The sequence below is a fragment of the Pseudoalteromonas sp. TAB23 genome (assembly GCF_000498075.1).
Classification (GTDB): domain Bacteria; phylum Pseudomonadota; class Gammaproteobacteria; order Enterobacterales; family Alteromonadaceae; genus Pseudoalteromonas; species Pseudoalteromonas arctica.
Window position 1 is genome coordinate 1 of the sequence record NZ_AUTP01000118.1, and the last position, 18,670, is coordinate 18,670.

At 39.2% G+C, this 18,670-nt stretch carries 17 protein-coding genes and 1 pseudogene; 4 read left to right on the forward strand and 14 right to left on the reverse strand.

The window, feature by feature from the left end; genetic code table 11:
* Positions 1–105 precede the first annotated feature (105 nt).
* Positions 106–1,480: pseudogene (locus L654_RS01000000125410) on the forward strand (IS4 family transposase).
* A gap of 47 nt (positions 1,481–1,527) precedes the next feature.
* Here the strand turns inward: L654_RS01000000125410 and glnB are convergent.
* Positions 1,528–1,866 (reverse strand): nitrogen regulatory protein P-II, encoded by a 339-nt coding sequence (gene glnB / locus L654_RS0103430; protein ID WP_002962211.1) that lies wholly within the window; start codon positions 1,864–1,866, stop codon positions 1,528–1,530.
* A gap of 160 nt (positions 1,867–2,026) precedes the next feature.
* Between glnB and L654_RS0103435 the strand changes: the two genes are divergently transcribed.
* Both L654_RS0103435 and L654_RS0103440 read left to right on the forward strand, forming a co-directional pair.
* Positions 2,027–2,578: a GspH/FimT family pseudopilin gene (locus L654_RS0103435; RefSeq protein WP_024607275.1), complete on the forward strand. Its 552-nt coding sequence runs from the start codon at positions 2,027–2,029 to the stop codon at positions 2,576–2,578.
* 79 nt (positions 2,579–2,657) lie between these two features.
* Positions 2,658–3,188: a GspH/FimT family pseudopilin gene (locus L654_RS0103440; protein ID WP_024589415.1), complete on the forward strand. Its 531-nt coding sequence runs from the start codon at positions 2,658–2,660 to the stop codon at positions 3,186–3,188.
* 6 nt (positions 3,189–3,194) lie between these two features.
* Here L654_RS0103440 and L654_RS0103445 read toward each other — a convergent pair whose 3' ends face one another.
* From L654_RS0103445 to murJ, 13 genes are all read right to left on the reverse strand, one after another.
* The gene (locus L654_RS0103445; RefSeq protein WP_024607276.1) at positions 3,195–3,611 is read right to left on the reverse strand and encodes a type IV pilin protein; all 417 of its coding nucleotides are present in this window, start codon (positions 3,609–3,611) and stop codon (positions 3,195–3,197) included.
* Positions 3,612–3,620: 9 nt separating this feature from the next.
* Positions 3,621–6,803: a PilC/PilY family type IV pilus protein gene (locus tag L654_RS0103450; RefSeq protein ID WP_024607277.1), complete on the reverse strand. Its 3,183-nt coding sequence runs from the start codon at positions 6,801–6,803 to the stop codon at positions 3,621–3,623.
* 1 nt (position 6,804) lies between these two features.
* Positions 6,805–7,308 (reverse strand): hypothetical protein, encoded by a 504-nt coding sequence (locus tag L654_RS0103455; RefSeq protein WP_024589418.1) that lies wholly within the window; start codon positions 7,306–7,308, stop codon positions 6,805–6,807.
* Positions 7,296–8,291 (reverse strand): PilW family protein, encoded by a 996-nt coding sequence (locus L654_RS0103460; RefSeq protein ID WP_007581375.1) that lies wholly within the window; start codon positions 8,289–8,291, stop codon positions 7,296–7,298. Before L654_RS0103460 ends, L654_RS0103455 begins: the two co-directional genes overlap by 13 nt.
* Before the next feature lies 1 nt (position 8,292).
* Positions 8,293–8,853, reverse strand: coding sequence for a type IV pilus modification protein PilV (pilV, locus tag L654_RS0103465; protein WP_007581374.1), 561 nt, complete (start codon positions 8,851–8,853; stop codon positions 8,293–8,295).
* 183 nt (positions 8,854–9,036) lie between these two features.
* Positions 9,037–9,738 (reverse strand): LytTR family DNA-binding domain-containing protein, encoded by a 702-nt coding sequence (locus L654_RS0103470; protein ID WP_024607278.1) that lies wholly within the window; start codon positions 9,736–9,738, stop codon positions 9,037–9,039.
* Entirely contained in the window at positions 9,735–10,769 is a 1,035-nt protein-coding gene (locus L654_RS0103475; RefSeq protein WP_010555108.1) for a histidine kinase, read from the reverse strand. The genes L654_RS0103470 and L654_RS0103475 overlap by 4 nt, the downstream gene beginning before the upstream one ends.
* Before the next feature lie 39 nt (positions 10,770–10,808).
* A complete protein-coding gene (gene ispH / locus L654_RS0103480) occupies positions 10,809–11,738 on the reverse strand; it encodes a 4-hydroxy-3-methylbut-2-enyl diphosphate reductase (protein ID WP_007581370.1) in 930 nt (309 codons plus the stop codon).
* Complete coding sequence (fkpB, locus tag L654_RS0103485) at positions 11,738–12,178, reverse strand: FKBP-type peptidyl-prolyl cis-trans isomerase (RefSeq protein ID WP_002958231.1); 441 nt, start codon at positions 12,176–12,178, stop codon at positions 11,738–11,740. The genes ispH and fkpB overlap by 1 nt, the downstream gene beginning before the upstream one ends.
* A complete protein-coding gene (lspA, locus tag L654_RS0103490) occupies positions 12,175–12,675 on the reverse strand; it encodes a signal peptidase II (protein WP_007376920.1) in 501 nt (166 codons plus the stop codon). The genes fkpB and lspA overlap by 4 nt, the downstream gene beginning before the upstream one ends.
* 12 nt (positions 12,676–12,687) lie before the next feature.
* Positions 12,688–15,495 (reverse strand): isoleucine--tRNA ligase, encoded by a 2,808-nt coding sequence (ileS, locus tag L654_RS0103495; RefSeq protein WP_024607279.1) that lies wholly within the window; start codon positions 15,493–15,495, stop codon positions 12,688–12,690.
* Positions 15,496–15,500: 5 nt separating this feature from the next.
* Positions 15,501–16,451, reverse strand: a complete 951-nt coding sequence (gene ribF / locus L654_RS0103500; protein ID WP_024607280.1) for a bifunctional riboflavin kinase/FAD synthetase — start codon at positions 16,449–16,451, stop codon at positions 15,501–15,503.
* Positions 16,452–16,535: 84 nt separating this feature from the next.
* Positions 16,536–18,113 carry a murein biosynthesis integral membrane protein MurJ gene (gene murJ, locus L654_RS0103505; RefSeq protein ID WP_024607281.1) on the reverse strand — a complete coding sequence of 526 codons (1,578 nt, stop codon included), beginning with the start codon at positions 18,111–18,113 and terminating at the stop codon, positions 16,536–16,538.
* Between the two features lie 253 nt (positions 18,114–18,366).
* Here murJ and rpsT point away from each other — a divergent pair, with 253 nt between their 5' ends.
* The gene (rpsT, locus tag L654_RS0103510; RefSeq protein ID WP_002958225.1) at positions 18,367–18,627 is read left to right on the forward strand and encodes a 30S ribosomal protein S20; all 261 of its coding nucleotides are present in this window, start codon (positions 18,367–18,369) and stop codon (positions 18,625–18,627) included.
* The last annotated feature ends 43 nt before the right edge of the window (positions 18,628–18,670 follow it).

Genomic DNA, 18,670 nt, shown 5'->3' on the forward strand with positions numbered 1-18,670 from the left:
AGCTGTCTCTTATACACAAATCCCTGCTAAGAAATTAGCGGGGATTTTTTTGAACTAAATCTCAATGTCATGATCAGATCTTCAAATCTTGTTTGAGGGCACATTATGATTAACGAACATACTCATTGGGCAAAACAACAATTCGGTAAATCGGACTTAGGTGATCCAAGAAGAACAGCGCGTCTGGTAAAGTTAGCATCAACGCTTGCAAATGAACCAGGAAAACCACTTGTGAACATCACTCAATCCCCCGCCNGATATGGAAGGTGCCTACCGCTTTATTCGCAACGAGAATATTGACGCAACGGCTATAGCAGAGTCAGGCTTTAAAGCCACGGTTGAACAAGCAAAAAGTCATAACTTATTGCTCGCATTAGAAGACACGACCACACTAATTTATAAACATTCCTCCATTCGAGATGATTTGGGTCATGTCGGACGAGGAGCAAAACAACGAGGCTTGTTAGCTCATAGCGTATTACTGTTTGCGCCAGACACAAAGCAAGTTGTGGGATTAATTGAACAGTCTCGCTGGAGTCGTGATATCAACACGATTGGAAAAAGAGAAAAACACGCGACGACTTCTTACGAAGAAAAAGAAAGTTACAAGTGGGAGTCAGCGTCACGAGCGATGGCAGAGCGGCTGCAAGGACAAATGGCGAACGTGATATCGGTGTGTGACCGCGAAGCGGACATCTACGAATACTTGCAGTATAAACTGACCGAGCAGCAACGATTCGTCGTACGCTCGATGCAAAGTCGTCATATTGAAGAAGGTGAGGATAAGCTCTATGCGTTCGCAAGCGAGCTGATGAGTGCAGGCACCAAACACATCCACATTGCACAAAAAGGAGGAAGAAAAGCCCGAAGCGCAACACTGGATATCACCTATGCGCCAGTGACACTCAAAGCGCCTTACAATAAGAAAGGACGCTCCCTACCAGTTTACTATGTCGGCTGTGCAGAGCGAGGAAACGCTGAGAACGGCTTAAGCTGGCACCTATTAACCAGTGAACCAGTCACCAGCAAAGAAGACGCCTTAGCTATCATCACCTACTATGAGCACCGTTGGCTTGTAGAGGAATACCATAAAGTCTGGAAAAGTGATGGCACGGATATCGAAAGTTTACGCCTTCAAAGCCAAGATAACATGGAAAGATTGGTGACGATTAATGGCTTTATTGCGACGCGAATATTGCAACTAAAGTTCACCAATGAGCAGCCTGATTCTCCAAGTTGTGAACAACTGTTATCTCCCAAAGCATGGAAGTTATTGTGGTTAAAGAGAATAAAAACACCATTGCCTGAAACTGCTCCAAATATGTCATGGGCGTATCAGGAACTGGCAAAGTTAGGAGGCTGGAAAGATACCAAGCGCACAGGGCGTGCATCTGTGAAAGTGTTATGGCAAGGATGGCTTAAGTTACAAGCCATCCTTGAAGGCTACGATTTAGCAAAATCTCTTGAGTCAGACTTGTGATCAAGAGACAGCTTAGTAAGCGCCTTTTTACTGCGTAGAAGAAAATCTTAAATAGCTTCTTCATCTTCCTCAGCAGTACGAATACGTATAACGCGCTCAACATCAGTGACAAATATTTTACCGTCACCGATTTTTCCTGTTTGTGCCGTTTTTACAATAACTTCAATTGCACGGTCTACATCTTCATCAGTCAATACTATATCAAGTTTTACCTTAGGTAAAAAATCGACCATATACTCTGCACCACGGTAAAGCTCAGTGTGACCTTTTTGACGCCCAAAGCCTTTAACTTCGCTTACCGTCATACCTGTAATACCTACATCCGACAACGCTTCACGCACATCGTCTAACTTAAAAGGTTTGATAATTGCTTCTATTTTTTTCATATTAATTACTTTTGAAAGCTCCAGTTGCCTCGATTTTAGACAATCATGATGCTCATAGCAAACAAAGCGATTGAATTACGGTGATAAAACAACCGATCATGGTATAATTTATTGTATAAAAATAGCGATACTTAAATGACTAGCAGTAAATGAGATTAATATGAAAAATAAACAAAACGGATTCACTCTTTTAGAACTCATGGTAACCGTTGCTATCGTTGGGATCATTGCATCCATTGCGATCTGGAATAGCAGCGATATGCTAGAAGAAAATAGAGCTGAGAATTTTTTGTTGGAATTAAAAAGAAGTATTACTTATGCACGCTCTCAAGCGGCAAGTACGGATGAAATAGTTATTTTATGTCCCGCACAAGAAGGCGCTATTAAACAAGCTAAAGATGAGTTTGAATGTGAACCAGAATGGGACACGAATAAAATCATTGTTGTTTTTGTTGATGCTGATAACAATGGAAGTTATAACGTAGCTAACGATGCCTTGTTGAGAGTTATAGAAAATATTCCTGCAACTGATAGCCTTAGTTATAGTGGTAACGAGACAAGTCTTCGTTTTAATACCAGTGGTCGTATTACAACAAATCCGGGAGACTTTATCTATTGCCCTAATAGTGATAATGAAAATAACAAAGCTTTAACAGTATCTCAATCTGGTACTTCTTTTTATACTGGTGATACAGCTCAGACTTGCGGTTAAAAAAAATACAAATTAATCTTGTCATATTTGTATCATTTACTAGACTGAGTTAATCATTTATTAACTCAGGTCTTCAAGGATGAGATTATCAATATCAAAAAACAAGGGAGTGACACTTCTTGAATTAATGGTTTCAATTGCTGTTGTCAGTGTAATCAGTCAATTATCGATGTGGTTTTATCCAGACTTCTTGGCTAAAAACCGATTAGATAACCATGTGAATCTACTACACCGAAATATAAATTATGGCCGTCTTTACGCAATTGAAAATGGTACTTACGTCACGCTTTGCGCACTAAAAGGCAGTCAATGCACAAAGGACGAGTGGGATGGTCAAATGTCACTATTTATCGACAAAGATAAATCAACGACTCTAGATGATGATGAGTTACTCTTAAGCACTTTCGAGGATGTTCATGATGCTGATACTTTAGAGTATCCGCGCAACGCCATTACATTTCGTCCAGATGGTTCTTTAAATGGTTTTCAAAATGGGACTTTTATATATTGCCCCAATAGCGATAAAGCCAATCTCGAAGGATTGGCTTTATCTGTAAGTCAAACGGGTAGAATTCGCATCAAATCAACTGATAAGTGTCAGAAGAAGTAATCTAGGCTATCGACCCCAGCAATAGTCAACATCTGAGTCTCCTTTAGACCCTTTTGCACCTTTGAGGCCTGTGTCAGTAATTGTAAGCTCTTTACAATCATTATCGCCTTTTACAGCACCGTCTATAGGTTTAGCTGTAATAGTGAAGGTATTGCTATCGACTACCTTTATGGATAGCTCAAAATGGCCATTTTCGGTTTTACTTTGCAATCCTAAATCAGTAAATGTCTCTGTATATTCCCTATTATCGACAAAATATTGCTCTTCCTTGTTTGCAGCATCTAACAATGCTGCAGCAGCTTCAGCGCGCGAAGCACGCTTTACATATTCAGTATAGTTAGGTAGCGCAATTGAAGCGAGTATGCCGACGATAGCAACGGCTATCATCAGCTCAATTAAGGTAAACCCGTGTTGTTTTTTCATCTAATTTCCTTAATTATTAACTTCGTCATTTTCTTCACGTTTATAGATATATGTTTGTTGGGTTTTAAAGCCAAACCCTACTGCATTGTCATTAACCAACACAACTTTACCATCAACAACAGTTAAACCAGGACCTTTTATTTCTACAGGTTTCATTGGATTTTCCGCATTTTCACCTTTAATACCAGGCCCAATTAAATAAAACTGACTTTCTTGTATTACGTCAACTGTTGGGTTGTCATCACATTTACCATCGCCATTACCATCTACACATGAAGGGCTTTCACCAAAGTATAACTGAGGTGTGTCTGGTACATCATAGCTGGTTGTAAATTTAAGGTCGTCATACACCTTAGTACCGTAATGTAAGTGAAAAGCGTATAAAGAACCGCCACCACCACTTAGCGAACATTGATTTTCAGTCGATGTATCTGATGCAGGTGTGAAGCTTGTAAAATAGGCAACACCTCCAACAACTGTGGCAGCAGCTAGCGACTTTTCACCCGTTCCTAACTCATATCTCCAGCCATTAAATTTAGCCAAGTCTACTTCTAAGTCAACAAAATCATCAACGTCATCTAGGGCATTACCAAATGGATCTGAGTTCATTTGCATTAAATCAGCAGGCACAATAGTATCTGGTGCATTCGTTTTATACGATTTAGTAACCGTATTTTCATCTCTGATCATAAACAATTGATCTTTCTCATTGGTGCCGGTTGGTTTTGAGCGGTTACCGCTACCAATAACTATCGCATCATACGGTGTATCTAAGCGTGTTATAACGGTACTACCATCAACTGTTGTCTCGCTTACTTTACTATAAATGGTTCGTGCAACGAGTGGTTTATAAAAAAAGCGTCGATCCTCAGTTGCTTTATTACTACCAAGCTCAGCTAATTTAAAGTGACTAAATTCACTAGTACTAGTCCCTGGCATATCTATACGCCAAATATCTCCACCTGTATCTGCCGCATAAATTCGGTCTATATATCCATCATAATCAGAGTCAAGCGTGGTTATATCTGCAGCAATACTATGCTTACCTTTAAAGCCATTAATATCGGGTGTTAATGCCCATACTCTTTTACCTGTTTCGGCTTCAACAATATAGATACCTCGCCCTGTACTATCTTCACTACGGATAGCTGCGTCTTTATTAGTATCATAACCAGCACCAAAAACTAATAAGGGTTTATCCCCAAATGCTTTAATGTAGGCTATTTGTGGCTTTGACCAGGTTTGTGCAAGCTCTTTAAAATCACCTTTACCACCTTCGATTGGAGCGTCCCATAATTTTTTCGGTATGTTCGGATTTGTTATATCAAGTCCGTAGTAATTTTTACCACCGCGACGCATCCCCGCAAAAGCCCACACTTTATCGTCGCCACTCGCATCAATAATACCGTCATTTAAACCATCACTATTTAAGTTTTTATTATCAAAATAAATACTAATAGGACCATCCACACCATATACTTTCGTATCGGCTTGATTTTCACGTAGAGGTTCAATAATGTTGTATAAAGCAGACGGTATAAATGCCCAACTTTCACTTACACTATCATCTGAATCCTTAAACATATGTAAAAAGCCAGCATTAGTTCCTATCAAAACTCGAATATCATCATTACCATAATCGATTGCAACAGGTTTAGAATGCAGAGGGTCACCAAAAATATCTTTGCGCTGATCAACGCTAGACCCATCGCCATCTTCATCATCAACGTCTATACCCATTGCCCATTTGATATCATTACTCGATAAGCTTAGCGGATTGTTATCGACTAAATTGAGAATATCACTCACAACTGAGGTATTAAAATTTACTATAGTTCCCTGATTGTCAGTGTATAAATTACGGCTATCTGAATCTAATGTCGTTAAATGAAGGTTCACACCACCTTGTGCAACTAAGTTACCATCCGCTGGCTCCCCACTTGGCAACCAAAATGTTTCTGCATTTTCGTCAATTAAGCCATTCTCATCAAGTGCCGACAATCCTTTTGAATCAACAATTTGATTCCCTGATACTTTCAGTTTTTTTAAGTTTCCACGCCAACGAGCACCGGTTTCAGGGTAAAACATGGCAAAATAAACAGCATCCCGGCTACGAGTTTGATCTACATTATTACTCGCAACTGAAGGCGATGAAAAACTATCATTTACTTCTCTAATTCTTGAAATAGTATTTTTTAATGCTTCAGATAAAGCTTCTGAAGTTCGCGCCTCTAAGTACTGGCCTCCACCAACTGATGCAGCTTTCTCTAGTAAGTCGATACCGCCCTCGCTCATTCCTGTGCCAAAGCCAATGGTAAAAACTCTACCAGTATCTAGCACATCACTTGTATCAGAGTATAAATCTACTTTTGTATTATTTGTTCCATGTATTATTTTTGATAGAGCAACTAAATAGCTATTAGAATAATCACCGCTCACAAAAGGGATTGAATCATTAAATAAATTATTATGTACACTTTTAATCTGATCATCACGACCATCATCGTTAGTAGGGTCTCCATCAGTCATCAAAATAATATTAATTGAGTTATCGCACCTGAGAGGATCTCCTGATTCCTTTTTAAATGGTGACTTATAAGTTCCATTAGCATCGGCTGCTTTATCTCTGCTGTTAATACCATACCCATAATAAAGGCTTTGCCCAGTAATATACCTATACGCCTCCCATAATGTTTCAGTTAAAGGAGTTGCACCACTTGCAGGCAAATCGTCAACTTCATTAAGTAAAGTGTTTTTGTTAGCACCAAGCCTTGCTAGTACATAGCCACCTGAACTTTCTCTAAATCTCATTAAACCAAAATCAATATCATCATTATCGGTAATAAGTTGGCTAACAGCGTTTTTTGCTACTAATAAGCGGCTATCTTCACAAACAGCTTGTGCATATCCGTTTACAGACTTGTAACATTGCTGTGTGTAACTAAAGTAAGTCTGACTTTTAAAACAATCTGATGTATAAAACTGTCCATTTTGATATCGACGATAACACTGGCCTCCATCTACAACATCCCAGGCCATACTCCCAGAGGTATCAAATATCATTAACACTCTTGGATTTTCGTCTGTCTCTACATCATGATTTACATAAAGCTCAATATCCTCAGCGAATACCGACATACTTATTGTTAAGCCAAGCAAAGAGGCTAACACTTTGTTTAATTTAAATTTCATCTTAAATCCCCTTGCTTACGCTAGCCATTTCTTGTGCTATACCTGTAACAATAGTTAGTTCATGTTTACTTTTAGATCCATATTCTATTGTTGTGGCAACCTGTAACATATTGCACGATATACCTGCAGTAAAATTAAAGCGTCGAGGACATTCTAAATCTAACGCCCCCTTGTTCAGGTTAGTCATTTTGCTTTGCATATCTGCATGATTTGCAATCACCATACCTTTGTCATCACCATCCGCGATTGCAGTTACTTCATCGGGAGTCAGGAAGAACTGATTATTAGCGCCTTGATTTGCCTCATCAGAGATCATGCGCTGCACTTCACCAATGAGTTCATTTTCGGCCACTTCGCGCTCTTGTGCTGCATTGGTAATTTTAATATCAATACTACTACTGCTCATAAGTGTCACAGCAATACCGGTCACTGCAATAACCATTATTAAAGCTGTAATTAGAACTACACCTTGCTGTTTTTTTTGTGATTGTTTTAAATACGCCATAAATTTGATCCAACATTATTTAATCGAATAGTAGTAGTAAACACAGTACGTCTGAAATTATCGGTAAATGTTAATACACGCTTATCTTCATCCTCACCTAACGTATAAGTTTGGTTTTTAATTTTAACTCCTGGGTCTGGCTGTAATGCGCGTATTAATAAAAAAACCTGAACAGTTAAAATACCTTTACGATTTTCCCAATCTGTATACTTCATATCTTGAATACTTCGGTAGGTATCTACACGATTATCACTGTTAGTATCAAGACCAAAAACAAACCGCATGTTCTCAACACCTTCCATAATAGTTTCTGTGTTGATGCTTCCACCAACCAGGCGCTTTCTCATTAATGCAGGTACAGTTAAATTTTTATTATTAACTTTATAAGTTTGTTCTGATAGATAATAAACATGATGGCTGTAAGGCCAAACGGTTGCATTAACATTAAGAGTCGCAGCGTTAACCGTTCCACGGAAAAATTGAGCTTTCTCTTGCTCAGCTACAAAGTAGTTTTCATCGGCCTGAGTCTCATTAGTTACTGTATTAACTGTTAAACTCTTACCTTGTAAAAATTTTAATTGAATAATGTCAGTGCTTTTAATCGGATTATTTAGGCAGTTAAGCTCTTTTGATTCTCCAGCAACCTTTGCGTAAATAGTTCTAAAATTACTAGCTGTAGCAAAATCAGGAAAACTCCCATTATTTAACCCTTCAAAGCAGTCTGTTCCAGGGTTTGCTAGTGTATCTGTATTTACTGCAGTGAACGAATCGTCATAATAAGTTCCCCAAAAGCCAATTTGTTCAATATCACGTTGCATTATGTTAATTGCAAGGCGCCCTGATTCTTGAAGTTCACCGATAGTCATCGTATCTTTAGTGGTTACTTTCATACCTATATAGGTGAACATAACGCCACCTAGTATTAATCCACCAATAAATAATGAAATCATCATTTCTACAAGTGTAAAACCTTTTTGCTTCATGTTAGCTCCTAAGGTAAATGTAACTAGTTAAAACAACTAAGCGGCGCTTTTTGTCAGCCGTTCCACACTTTATAGCGCCAGTAGCATCATTTGCATTAAACTCTTGTCGACCTTGCCACGAAACAATTACTTCTAAATTAAATGCCTTACCACCCGAGCCAGCAACTGCTGTAGGTGCAATACATACGGTAGCACCATCTAAAGACCCCGTATTTTCTCGAGCTCTTATAGCCCTTTTCCACTGCTCAAGATCTAAGGCCGCAACTTGCGCTGCGCTACAAGTATTTGTAAAGCACGTTTGCGAGGTTGTCGTTGCAGTTTCACTATCAAATGTTTGTGTGTACAGTCCGGCTATTTGAGGGGTATCGTTAGCACGGATACGCTGCACAATATCATTACCAAGTGCAACTGCAGCAGCACGTTGCATAGAATCAAAGCTTGCTTGCTTTGCTTTTGCTTGCAGGGCAACTGCGCCTAAAAGGCCAAAACTAAGAATAATAAATGCAATTAACACTTCAATTAGAGTGAAGCCTCTTTGCACTTTTGTTTGAGATGACTGCATAGTAGAACCAAATAAAAATTATCTGATTATAAGTTTATGCTATTTATTTGAGGAATCAATGAGGACTAAGACAAGCGGTTATATTTGTTGATAAACGGTTAATTAAATCGGCTCATTCAACAAAACAGTAGTAATTAAGCGTAAATGCATTTAAGTCAGAGGCAACTTAATTGCGAAATAAGTCTAAAGCGTATTTTTAACTAATTTAAGCTCGCGGCGGCTCACTGGCAATAACTCACTGCACCCTTGTAGCTCAATCATATGATTGCCATTCCCTTTTGAATGCAAGGCTATTACTTTTTGTTTATTCACTAAAGTATTGCGGTGAATTCGTAAAACATATGCGGGATATTGCAGCTCTAATTGCTTTAGGCTTTGCTCCAGTAAAGCTTCTCCACCCGAGAATATCATTTTGGTATACTTTTCTTCGGCACTAAAATACAAAACATCATTTATATCAACACTACGTAGAGTACCCGCTAACTGATAAGATACTTTTACATTTTGTTGTTTTTGAATATGTACTTTATTTAAACGGCCTACTTGCTTAAGTACCTTCTGCAGTGATTGCTCTGAAATAGGTTTAACTAAATAACCTGCAGCGCTTAATTGTAAAGCATCGAAGGCATGCTCAGGGTGGGCAGTTATAAAAACAATAGCAGGAGGTAGAGTTAGACTATTGAGCTCATTAGCAACTTGTAAACCATTCATACCAGGCATATCAACATCTAAAAAAATCAAATCAGGCGTTTGCTTTTTAGCAAGTACTAGAGCTTCCTTACCATTACTTGCCTCACCTTGTACAACTATGCTTTTATCATGTGCCAACAAACGGATTAAGCGAGATCTCGCAAGAGGTTCATCATCAACAATGAGTACATTCATACACTGCCCTCAATTAGCTTAGGGATAACGACCTTGACCCTAAACACATCATTTTTATTAGTAATTGTTAGCTGCGCTTTATTTTTATAATAAATATTTAATCGCTGGCGAATATTTTCAAGCGCCATTCCGTTATTAGGCCTAGTTTGAGCATTAGAAATTGTTATAGGGTTAGAAACAATCATGGTTATATAGCCGGTAGTGATATGTAGCTCTACTTTTATTTCTGCACCATGCTCACTTGTTTCAACGCCGTGGCATACCGCATTTTCAATTAATGGCTGCAGGGTTAAGCAAGGAATACTCAATGCGGGTAGTTCATTAGGTATTTGCCAATCAACTCTTAAGCGATTACCAAAACGCCACGTTTCAAGTGCGATATATTGCTTACTCAACGTTATTTCATCTTCAAGAGATACATTCTTCCCCGAGTGCATTGCAGCCTGCGATAATGCGGCTAATGCTAAAATAGCCTGTTCTGCCGCATCGGCATCATGATGAGTAAGCTCTGCAGCAGTGTTTAAACTATTATATAAAAAATGAGGACGTATTCTAGCTTGTAGGGCATCAAGCTCTGCACGAGAAAGTGCTTTAGTTTGCTGCTCTTTTTCAAAATGAATTAATAAAAACTGGACGAATAAAGCAGCCAGCAAAGCCACTATAATGCAATTGCGAAGTGTGAAATAAATTAAGTTATTTGTATCATCTATATCAAAAGCAAAATGAGAAAATAAAATACTAAAAATACAGGTAGATAATAAAAAAAAGGCAAAAAATAGACTTAATTGAAAAGTTTGAGTACGTTTTTGTAAGAAAAATCTACAGAAGTATAAAGAAGAGGTACCGACTAAAACAATTAAATGCATAAACAAACTAATGATCCCAAGTCGTAGCCAAATATCTCCTTCTACATTAGGTGCAAAAGCTAAAACAATAGCAATAACTTGAGAAACAATAAGCGTGGCTAATACGCCTCGTTCATTAAAAAGAGCCGAAAAAAGCAAACCATCATTTTGAAGTGACTTGCTCATAACGACTCTCCTTTAATCTAAATGTTTAATATATTTAAATTAACGTAGCTCTACAGGAACAGCAAATACTATATTTTCTACTTCACCTGGGTTCTCAACAACCTGTGTGCCACCTAGCTCTTTTAATCGGCTTATTACTTGTTGTACAAGTACTTCTGGCGCAGATGCACCCGCAGTTACACCAACTGATTTAGAGCCTGAAACCCACTGCTCTTGTACATCAGTTGCGTCATCAATTAAATAAGCAACTGTGCCCATTTTATCTGCAAGTTCACGTAAGCGATTAGAGTTAGAGCTATTTTTAGCGCCAACAACTAATAGCACATCAACTTTATCAGCTAAGTCACGAACAGCGTCTTGACGATTTTGCGTTGCATAACAAATGTCATCTTTACGAGGTCCGTCAATTGATGGAAACTTATTGCGTAGTGCATCAATAACATCTGCTGTGTCATCAACTGAGAGTGTTGTTTGGCTGCAATAAAAAAGATTTTCAGCATTTTTTACATTAAGCGCAACAACATCATCAACGGTTTCAACAAGATAAATGCCACCGGCTGAGTTATCATATTGTCCCATTGTTCCCTCTACTTCAGGGTGGCCATGGTGTCCAATTAAAATACACTCAATACCTTTACGACTCGCACGTGTAACTTCCATATGTACTTTAGTTACAAGCGGACACGTTGCATCAAATACTTTTAAATCACGACGTTTAGCCTCTGAGCGAACAGCTTGCGAAACACCATGTGCACTAAAAATAACAATGCTGTCGTCAGGTACTTGATCAAGCTCTTCAACAAATACCGCACCACGACTTTTTAATCCATCAACCACATAGCGGTTATGTACTACTTCGTGGCGCACATAAATTGGCTTTTCAAAAATATCTAGGGCGCGCTCAACAATACTAATAGCACGGTCAACACCAGCGCAAAAGCCGCGTGGATTAGCTAGTAATATTTCCATTAACCTTCCACCTCAATAATATCAACTTCAAACGTTAAACGTTGGCCAGATAAAGGGTGATTAAAATCAATCGTTACCGACTCACCTTGCACTTCGCGAACTAATCCAGGAAGCTCAGTACCGTCTGGTTGAGTAAACGCAATAATTGCACCTACCTTAGCTGGTGTTTCTGGGCCAAATTTACTACGGTCAACGTAGTAAATATTATCTGGATTTGGCTGACCAAACGCATCTTCAGGTTCTAATTCAAACGTTTTACTTTCGCCTGCAGTTAAACCTAATAAACACTTTTCGAAGTTTGCCGTTAAGCTGCCATCGCCCATTGTTAATTTAGCAGGTTTGTTGTGCACCTTGGTAGAATCAGCGGCAGAGCCATCTTCTAATTTAATAGAAAAATGGAAAATAACTTGCGAGTTTTCACCAATTACAGCTTGGCTCATGCTTTATGCTCCTTCGGACTCTCGCCGGTAAAGGCATCAAATAACAATAATGCTGCGCCAATACAAATAGCGCAATCAGCAATATTAAATACAGGAAAATGTGAGTCTTTATAAAATACGTGAATAAAGTCGATTACATAACCATACGCAATACGATCGTATAAATTACCAATAGCGCCTGCAAGTACCAGTGCATAAGCACCGCATAGTACTTTGTTTGTTGCAGGTAAGCGTTTTAGCCACCACACAAGCAAAGCACTAATAGCAATAGCAATCGCACTTAAAAACCAACGCTGCCAACCACCCGCTTCACTTAAAAAGCTATAAGCAGCACCATAGTTATGCACATAAGTAATACTAAAAACAGGGAGTAAGTTTATCGACTCTTGATAAGCCATAGTCCCTACAACAAGTGTTTTACTGGCAAAGTCTATTACTAATAGTAATAGACTCAACCAAAGCCACACTAAACCACTTTTTTGGGCTAGTTTGCTCACTAAGAATAACTCCTAAGCGAATTGACGCTTTTCGCCTTCGCCGTCAACATTACTTACACAACGACCACAAATTTCAGGATGAGCAGGGTTAACACCTACATCTTCACTGTAATGCCAACAACGCTCACATTTAGCAGCATCTGTTGCAGCAACACTAATGAATAAACCTTCAATTTCGGTAGCTTGTGTATCAGCTGGCTGACTATCAACTTCAGAAACATTTACGGCCGATGTTAATAATACAAAACGCAGTTCATCACCAAGTGCATTTAATTTAGCGGCAAGCTCTTTACCCGTGAATAAATTAACCGTTGCTTGAAGCGTTGCACCAATGACTTCTTCTTTACGTGCAGCTTCTAATAAGCGGTTTACTTCGTCGCGTACTGTTAGAATTTCTAACCAGTCATCGTTACTAAATTGGCTATTTGTTGGCGCTTGTAAGCCATCATACCAAACAGATGTAAATACGTAGTCACTACGCTCACCCGGTAAAGCTTCCCAAATTTCTTGTGCGGTAAAGCTCATAATAGGTGCCATCCAACGCGTCATTGCTTCTGCAATATGATAAAGCGCTGTTTGACAAGAACGACGTGCATGGCTGTCACTCTTAGCTGTGTACTGACGATCTTTAATGACGTCTAAATAGAACGAACCAAGCTCACCCGTACAGAAGTTCATTAGCTTTTGCGTTACTAATAGCATTTGGTAGCTATCGTATGCGGCTAAAATTTCGTCTTGCAACTGAGCAGCACGACCAACAATCCACTTATCAAGCTCAACCATATCATCAACAGCAACTTGATCTGTTTTTGGATCAAAACCATTTAGGTTAGCAAGCAAGTAACGGCTANGATCGGCAGAGCGTTTAAATATTTCATCCGACACAGTCATTTCTGCCGTGTAATCGGTAGAGGCAACCCATAAACGTAGAATGTCGGCACCTAGTTTATTCATCACATTTTGTGGTGAAATAACATTGCCTAGTGACTTAGACATTTTTCGGCCGTTTTCATCAACAGTAAAACCATGAGTCAATACTTGGCGGTATGGCGCATGACCATTAATAGCCACTGATGTCATCATTGATGACATAAACCAACCACGGTGTTGATCAGAACCTTCAAGGTATAAATCAGCTGGACCAACCAAGTCTTCACGTGCATCTACAACACATGCGTGTGAAACACCTGAGTCAAACCATACATCTAGCGTATCTTGCACTTTCATGTATTGCTTGGCATCTTCTTCACCAAGTAATGTAGCTGGTTCTAAATCGTACCATGCCTGAATACCAGATTTTTCAACTAACTGTGCAGCTTGCTCAATGAGTTCTTGAGTATTTGGATGAAGTGCACCGGTATCTTTATCTGCAAACAATGCAATTGGCACACCCCAAGTACGTTGGCGAGATATACACCAATCTGGGCGGCTTTCAACCATGTTCGAAATACGGCTTTCGCCCCACTCTGGCAACCACTGCGTGTTTTTAATTTCTTTTAAAGAATCTTCACGCAAGTTAGCCTGATCCATACTTACGAACCATTGCGGTGTAGCACGGAAAATAATTGGTGTTTTATGGCGCCAACAATGTGGGTAACTATGAGTTATAGCATGATGATGCATTAATGCACCGTGCTCTTTTAATACTTCAATTACGCTCGCATTTGCTTTAAATACATGCTGACCTGCAAAAAGTTCAGTATCTGGTAAATAAACGCCATTAGCGCCAACAGGGTTAGCTACTTCAAGGTTGTAATTTAAACCCGCCACGAAATCTTCTTGACCATGCCCTGGTGCTGTATGTACAACACCGGTACCTGAGTCAGTCGTTACGTGTTCTGCAACAATCACGGGTACATTAAAATCATAAAAAGGATGGGCTACTTGTAAGTTTTCAAGTGCAGCACCTTTTACATAACCTAATACGTGGAAGTGATTAAAACCAAAGCGGTCCATTGCATCTTTAACAAGCTCAGAGCCTAAAATTAGACGTTGTTGTACGCCTTCATCTTCAACCTGCACCAATGCATATTCTAAATCGGCATGCACAGCTACTGCGCGGTTTGCTGGAAGCGTCCACGGTGTTGTTGTCCAAATAACAGTACCAACACTGCCTTCACCTTTATGACCATCAGCCAAATCAAATGCACTTACAACAGCATCTTGATCAACAAATGTAAAACGTACATCAATCGCTGGTGATTGCTTGTCTTGGTACTCAACTTCAGCCTCTGCTAATGCAGAACCACAATCTGTACACCAATGCACAGGCTTAGCACCTTTATGCAAATGACCTTTTTCAATAATACGACCAAGTACACGAATTGCATTCGCTTCAAAGTCAAAGTTCATTGTTAAGTAAGGCTTATCCCAATCTGCAAATACGCCTAAACGTTTAAAATCAACTTTTTGACCTTCAACTTGTTTTTTAGCGTATGCACGGCATTTTTCACGAAACTCGCTCGCGGTTACTTTTACGCCCGGCTTGCCTACTTTTTTCTCAACCATTAACTCGATTGGTAAACCATGACAATCCCAACCTGGGACTAATGGTGAATCAAAGTCAGATAATGTTTTAGACTTAACAATAATGTCTTTTAATATTTTATTAACTGAGTGGCCTAAATGGATGTCGCCATTTGCATACGGAGGGCCGTCATGCAAAATAAAGGTCTTTTTACCTTTCTTAGCGCTGCGAATTTGACCGTACAGGTCGTCTTCATACCATGCTTTAAGCATTTTTGGTTCACGTTGTGCCAAATTGCCACGCATTGGAAACGGTGTTTCCGGTAAGTTCAAAGTATGTTTATAGTCGCTCATTTATCCTACATTCCGTCTCTATCGGCTACCTGATTTAAACCAAAACACTGCTTAGCGGCAGCAACATCAGTTGCTATTTGCGCCGTTAATTGTGTTAATGTCTCGAATTTTTTTTCATTGCGAAGTTTTTTTATTAACTCCACATGCATAAATTGTCCGTAAATATCCTGTGCAAAATCAAAAAGATGAACTTCTAATAATGCACGAGTTCCATTAAATGTCGGCTTATTGCCTACATTTGCAACTCCAAAAATCTGTTTTCCTGCAATCGTTGCTTGCACTGCAAACACCCCGTTGACAGGACACACTTGGCGTTTTAGGGCAATATTTGCCGTTCTAAAACCGAGTTCACGTCCTCTTTTCCAGCCGTGTATAACACGCCCAGAAATAGCATAATCGTGACCAAGCATTGTTTTAGCACTTGCTAAGTCACCAGATGCCAAAGCATCTCGTATTAAAGTGCTGCTTACTCTAGCATTTAATTGACGAAAACTCGCGGTGCTTTTTACGTCCATGCCCGCTTGCTTGCCCATGCTAGCAAGTAAGTCAAAGTTACCTTGGCGCTGCTTTCCAAACTTAAAATCATCGCCAACAGTGAGAGCTTTAACACCTAACTTTTTAATCAAAATATCATTAACAAATTGCTCAGCATGCATGTTTGCAAATTGCTGATTAAAGCTAATGCAAATAACTCGCTCAATACCTAAATCACTAAGCAAACGTAGCTTATCTCGTAAGCGCGTTAGCCGTGCTGGGGCATTGTTTTTAGCAAAAAATTCTTGTGGCTGGGGTTCAAATAGCATTACAGTGCTAGACAAACTATGCGCTTTAGCATCAGTAAGTAAGCCTTTTAGTACTTCTGCGTGGCCTAAATGAACACCGTCAAAATTACCAATAGTTAACACACAACCAAAGTGGTGTGGGCGAATATTGTGTATACCTCTAATTAACTCCATGCCACCTAATGCCTTGTTTAGCGAGCTATTAATTACGACTAAAAATTAATTAAAGCCGCAGAGTTGCCGATTATAATCTTTTTTTTAGTTTGATTCAGTAATTGCTACACTTTTTATCGTATTTAGTCTAACGCCCATCAAAAATAGCATTGCAAAGTAACTAATACCTGCCAAAGCCACGAGTGCTATTAATAAGACTACCTGCTGTGTAAAAGCCCATGTAGCCCAGTAATAGTAACTGCTCACAAACCATGTAACAGCTCCCATAACCATACTTGCAACAACACATTTTAGTGTAAAGCGCATACTCATTGATGAAAATTGATACACATTTTCTTTTTTAAGCTGCCTATACAGCAAAAATGCATTACAACNCGATAGCGAAGTAGCGAGTGCTAATCCTAAATAACCAATGAAAGGAGCCAGCATAATATTAAATACCATATTCAACACTAAGGTAATAATACCAATACGCACCGGCGTTTTTGTGTCTTGACGAGCATAAAAGCCAGGAGCAAGTACTTTAATCAGCATAAAGCTTACAAGCCCTACTGAATATGCGACTACGCCTAAACTAACTGCTTTAACATGATCAACACTGTCTTCTTTAAACGCACCGTGGTCGAACAATACGGTGATAATAAGCGGGCTGATGATCATTAGACCTATCATTGCTGGTAGGCCTAAAAATATAACAAAACGCACCCCCCAGTCGAGGGTATGCTGAAAGTCACTACTTTTTTTACTGCTATGTAACCTAGAGAGCGCCGGTAAAATAACTGTCGCAATACCAATACCAAATAAGCCCAACGGAAATTCAATTAAACGGTCTGAATAATAAAGCCATGCAATCGAGCCTGTCATCAGTAATGAAGCAATCATGGTATCAAGCAACAAATTAATTTGGCTAATAGATACACCAAACAAAGCAGGAAGCATAAGTTTACGTACTTTTTTTACGTTTTCGTCTTGCCATGCCCAGCGTGGACGCGCCAACATTTTTGCACGGTATAAAAATGGAAGTTGAAACAATAACTGCACAACGCCACCAATAAATACGCCAATTGCGAGAGAATAAGCCCCGACACTAAATTTATCATGTAAAAAAATTGCACACGTAATAATAGAAACATTGAGTAGAACAGGTGTAAATGCAGCAACAGCAAAACGGTTATACACGTTCATTACCGCACCACTAAGCGCAACTAAGCTTACAAAAAACAAATAAGGGAATGTAAATTTAAGTAATGAACTTGCAAGTTCAAACTTTTCGGCATTGGGTCCGCCTTGCCACCAATCTATAAACCAACCGGTGCCAAACAATGCTGCAATAACGGGTGAAGCAACAACACCTATAATAGTGACAATCAGTAAAATGGTTCCTAATGTGCCTGCTGCTTGCGCAACAAAAAGTCTGACCTTGTCGTCGCCTTGCTGTTCTTTAATTTCACTCAGCACAGGTACAAATGCTTGTGCGAAGGCACCTTCTGCAAATAAACGACGTAAAAAATTAGGAATACGGTTAGCAAATAAAAAAACATCAGCCGCCGCACTTGCGCCTAATAAATTGGCAACAACAGCATCTCGAACGAGCCCTAAAATACGCGATATCATAGTCATACAACTAACAATCATACCGGATCGAAATAAACCTTTTGACACCTTAAACCTACTCAAAAATCCTCAAGATAGGCGATTATGCCACAGTCTTTTTTATAAATCGCTTTAAAGCACTAGGCTGGGGGTCTGTGCTTTGTTACAATGTCGGTATTAACTGCTAAAGCGGCAAATTGATGCTCGTTATATGGTGCAGTTTTTCTTGGATTGTTAAATTTAAATTGACATCCATGATAGAAACAGGCATATTCCACGGCCTTTAATTTAAGCTTTATTTTAAGATTGTTAGGAGCAAACCTTGGCTAACATCAAGTCTGCAAAAAAACGCGCTATCACAAGCGAAAAAAACCGTCAGCACAACGCAAGCCGTCGTTCAATGATGCGCACTTACTTCAAAAAAGTAATTGTTGCTATTGAAGCGGGCGATAAAGAAGCTGCACAGCAAGCTTTTTCTGTTGCTACACCTATCCTAGACCGTTACGCAACTAAGGGTCTAATTCACAAAAACAAAGCAGCTCGTCATAAGAGCCGTATAGCAGCTAAGATTAAAGCTCTATAATTTGTTTTTGATAGAATATAAAAAACCGGCTTTTGCCGGTTTT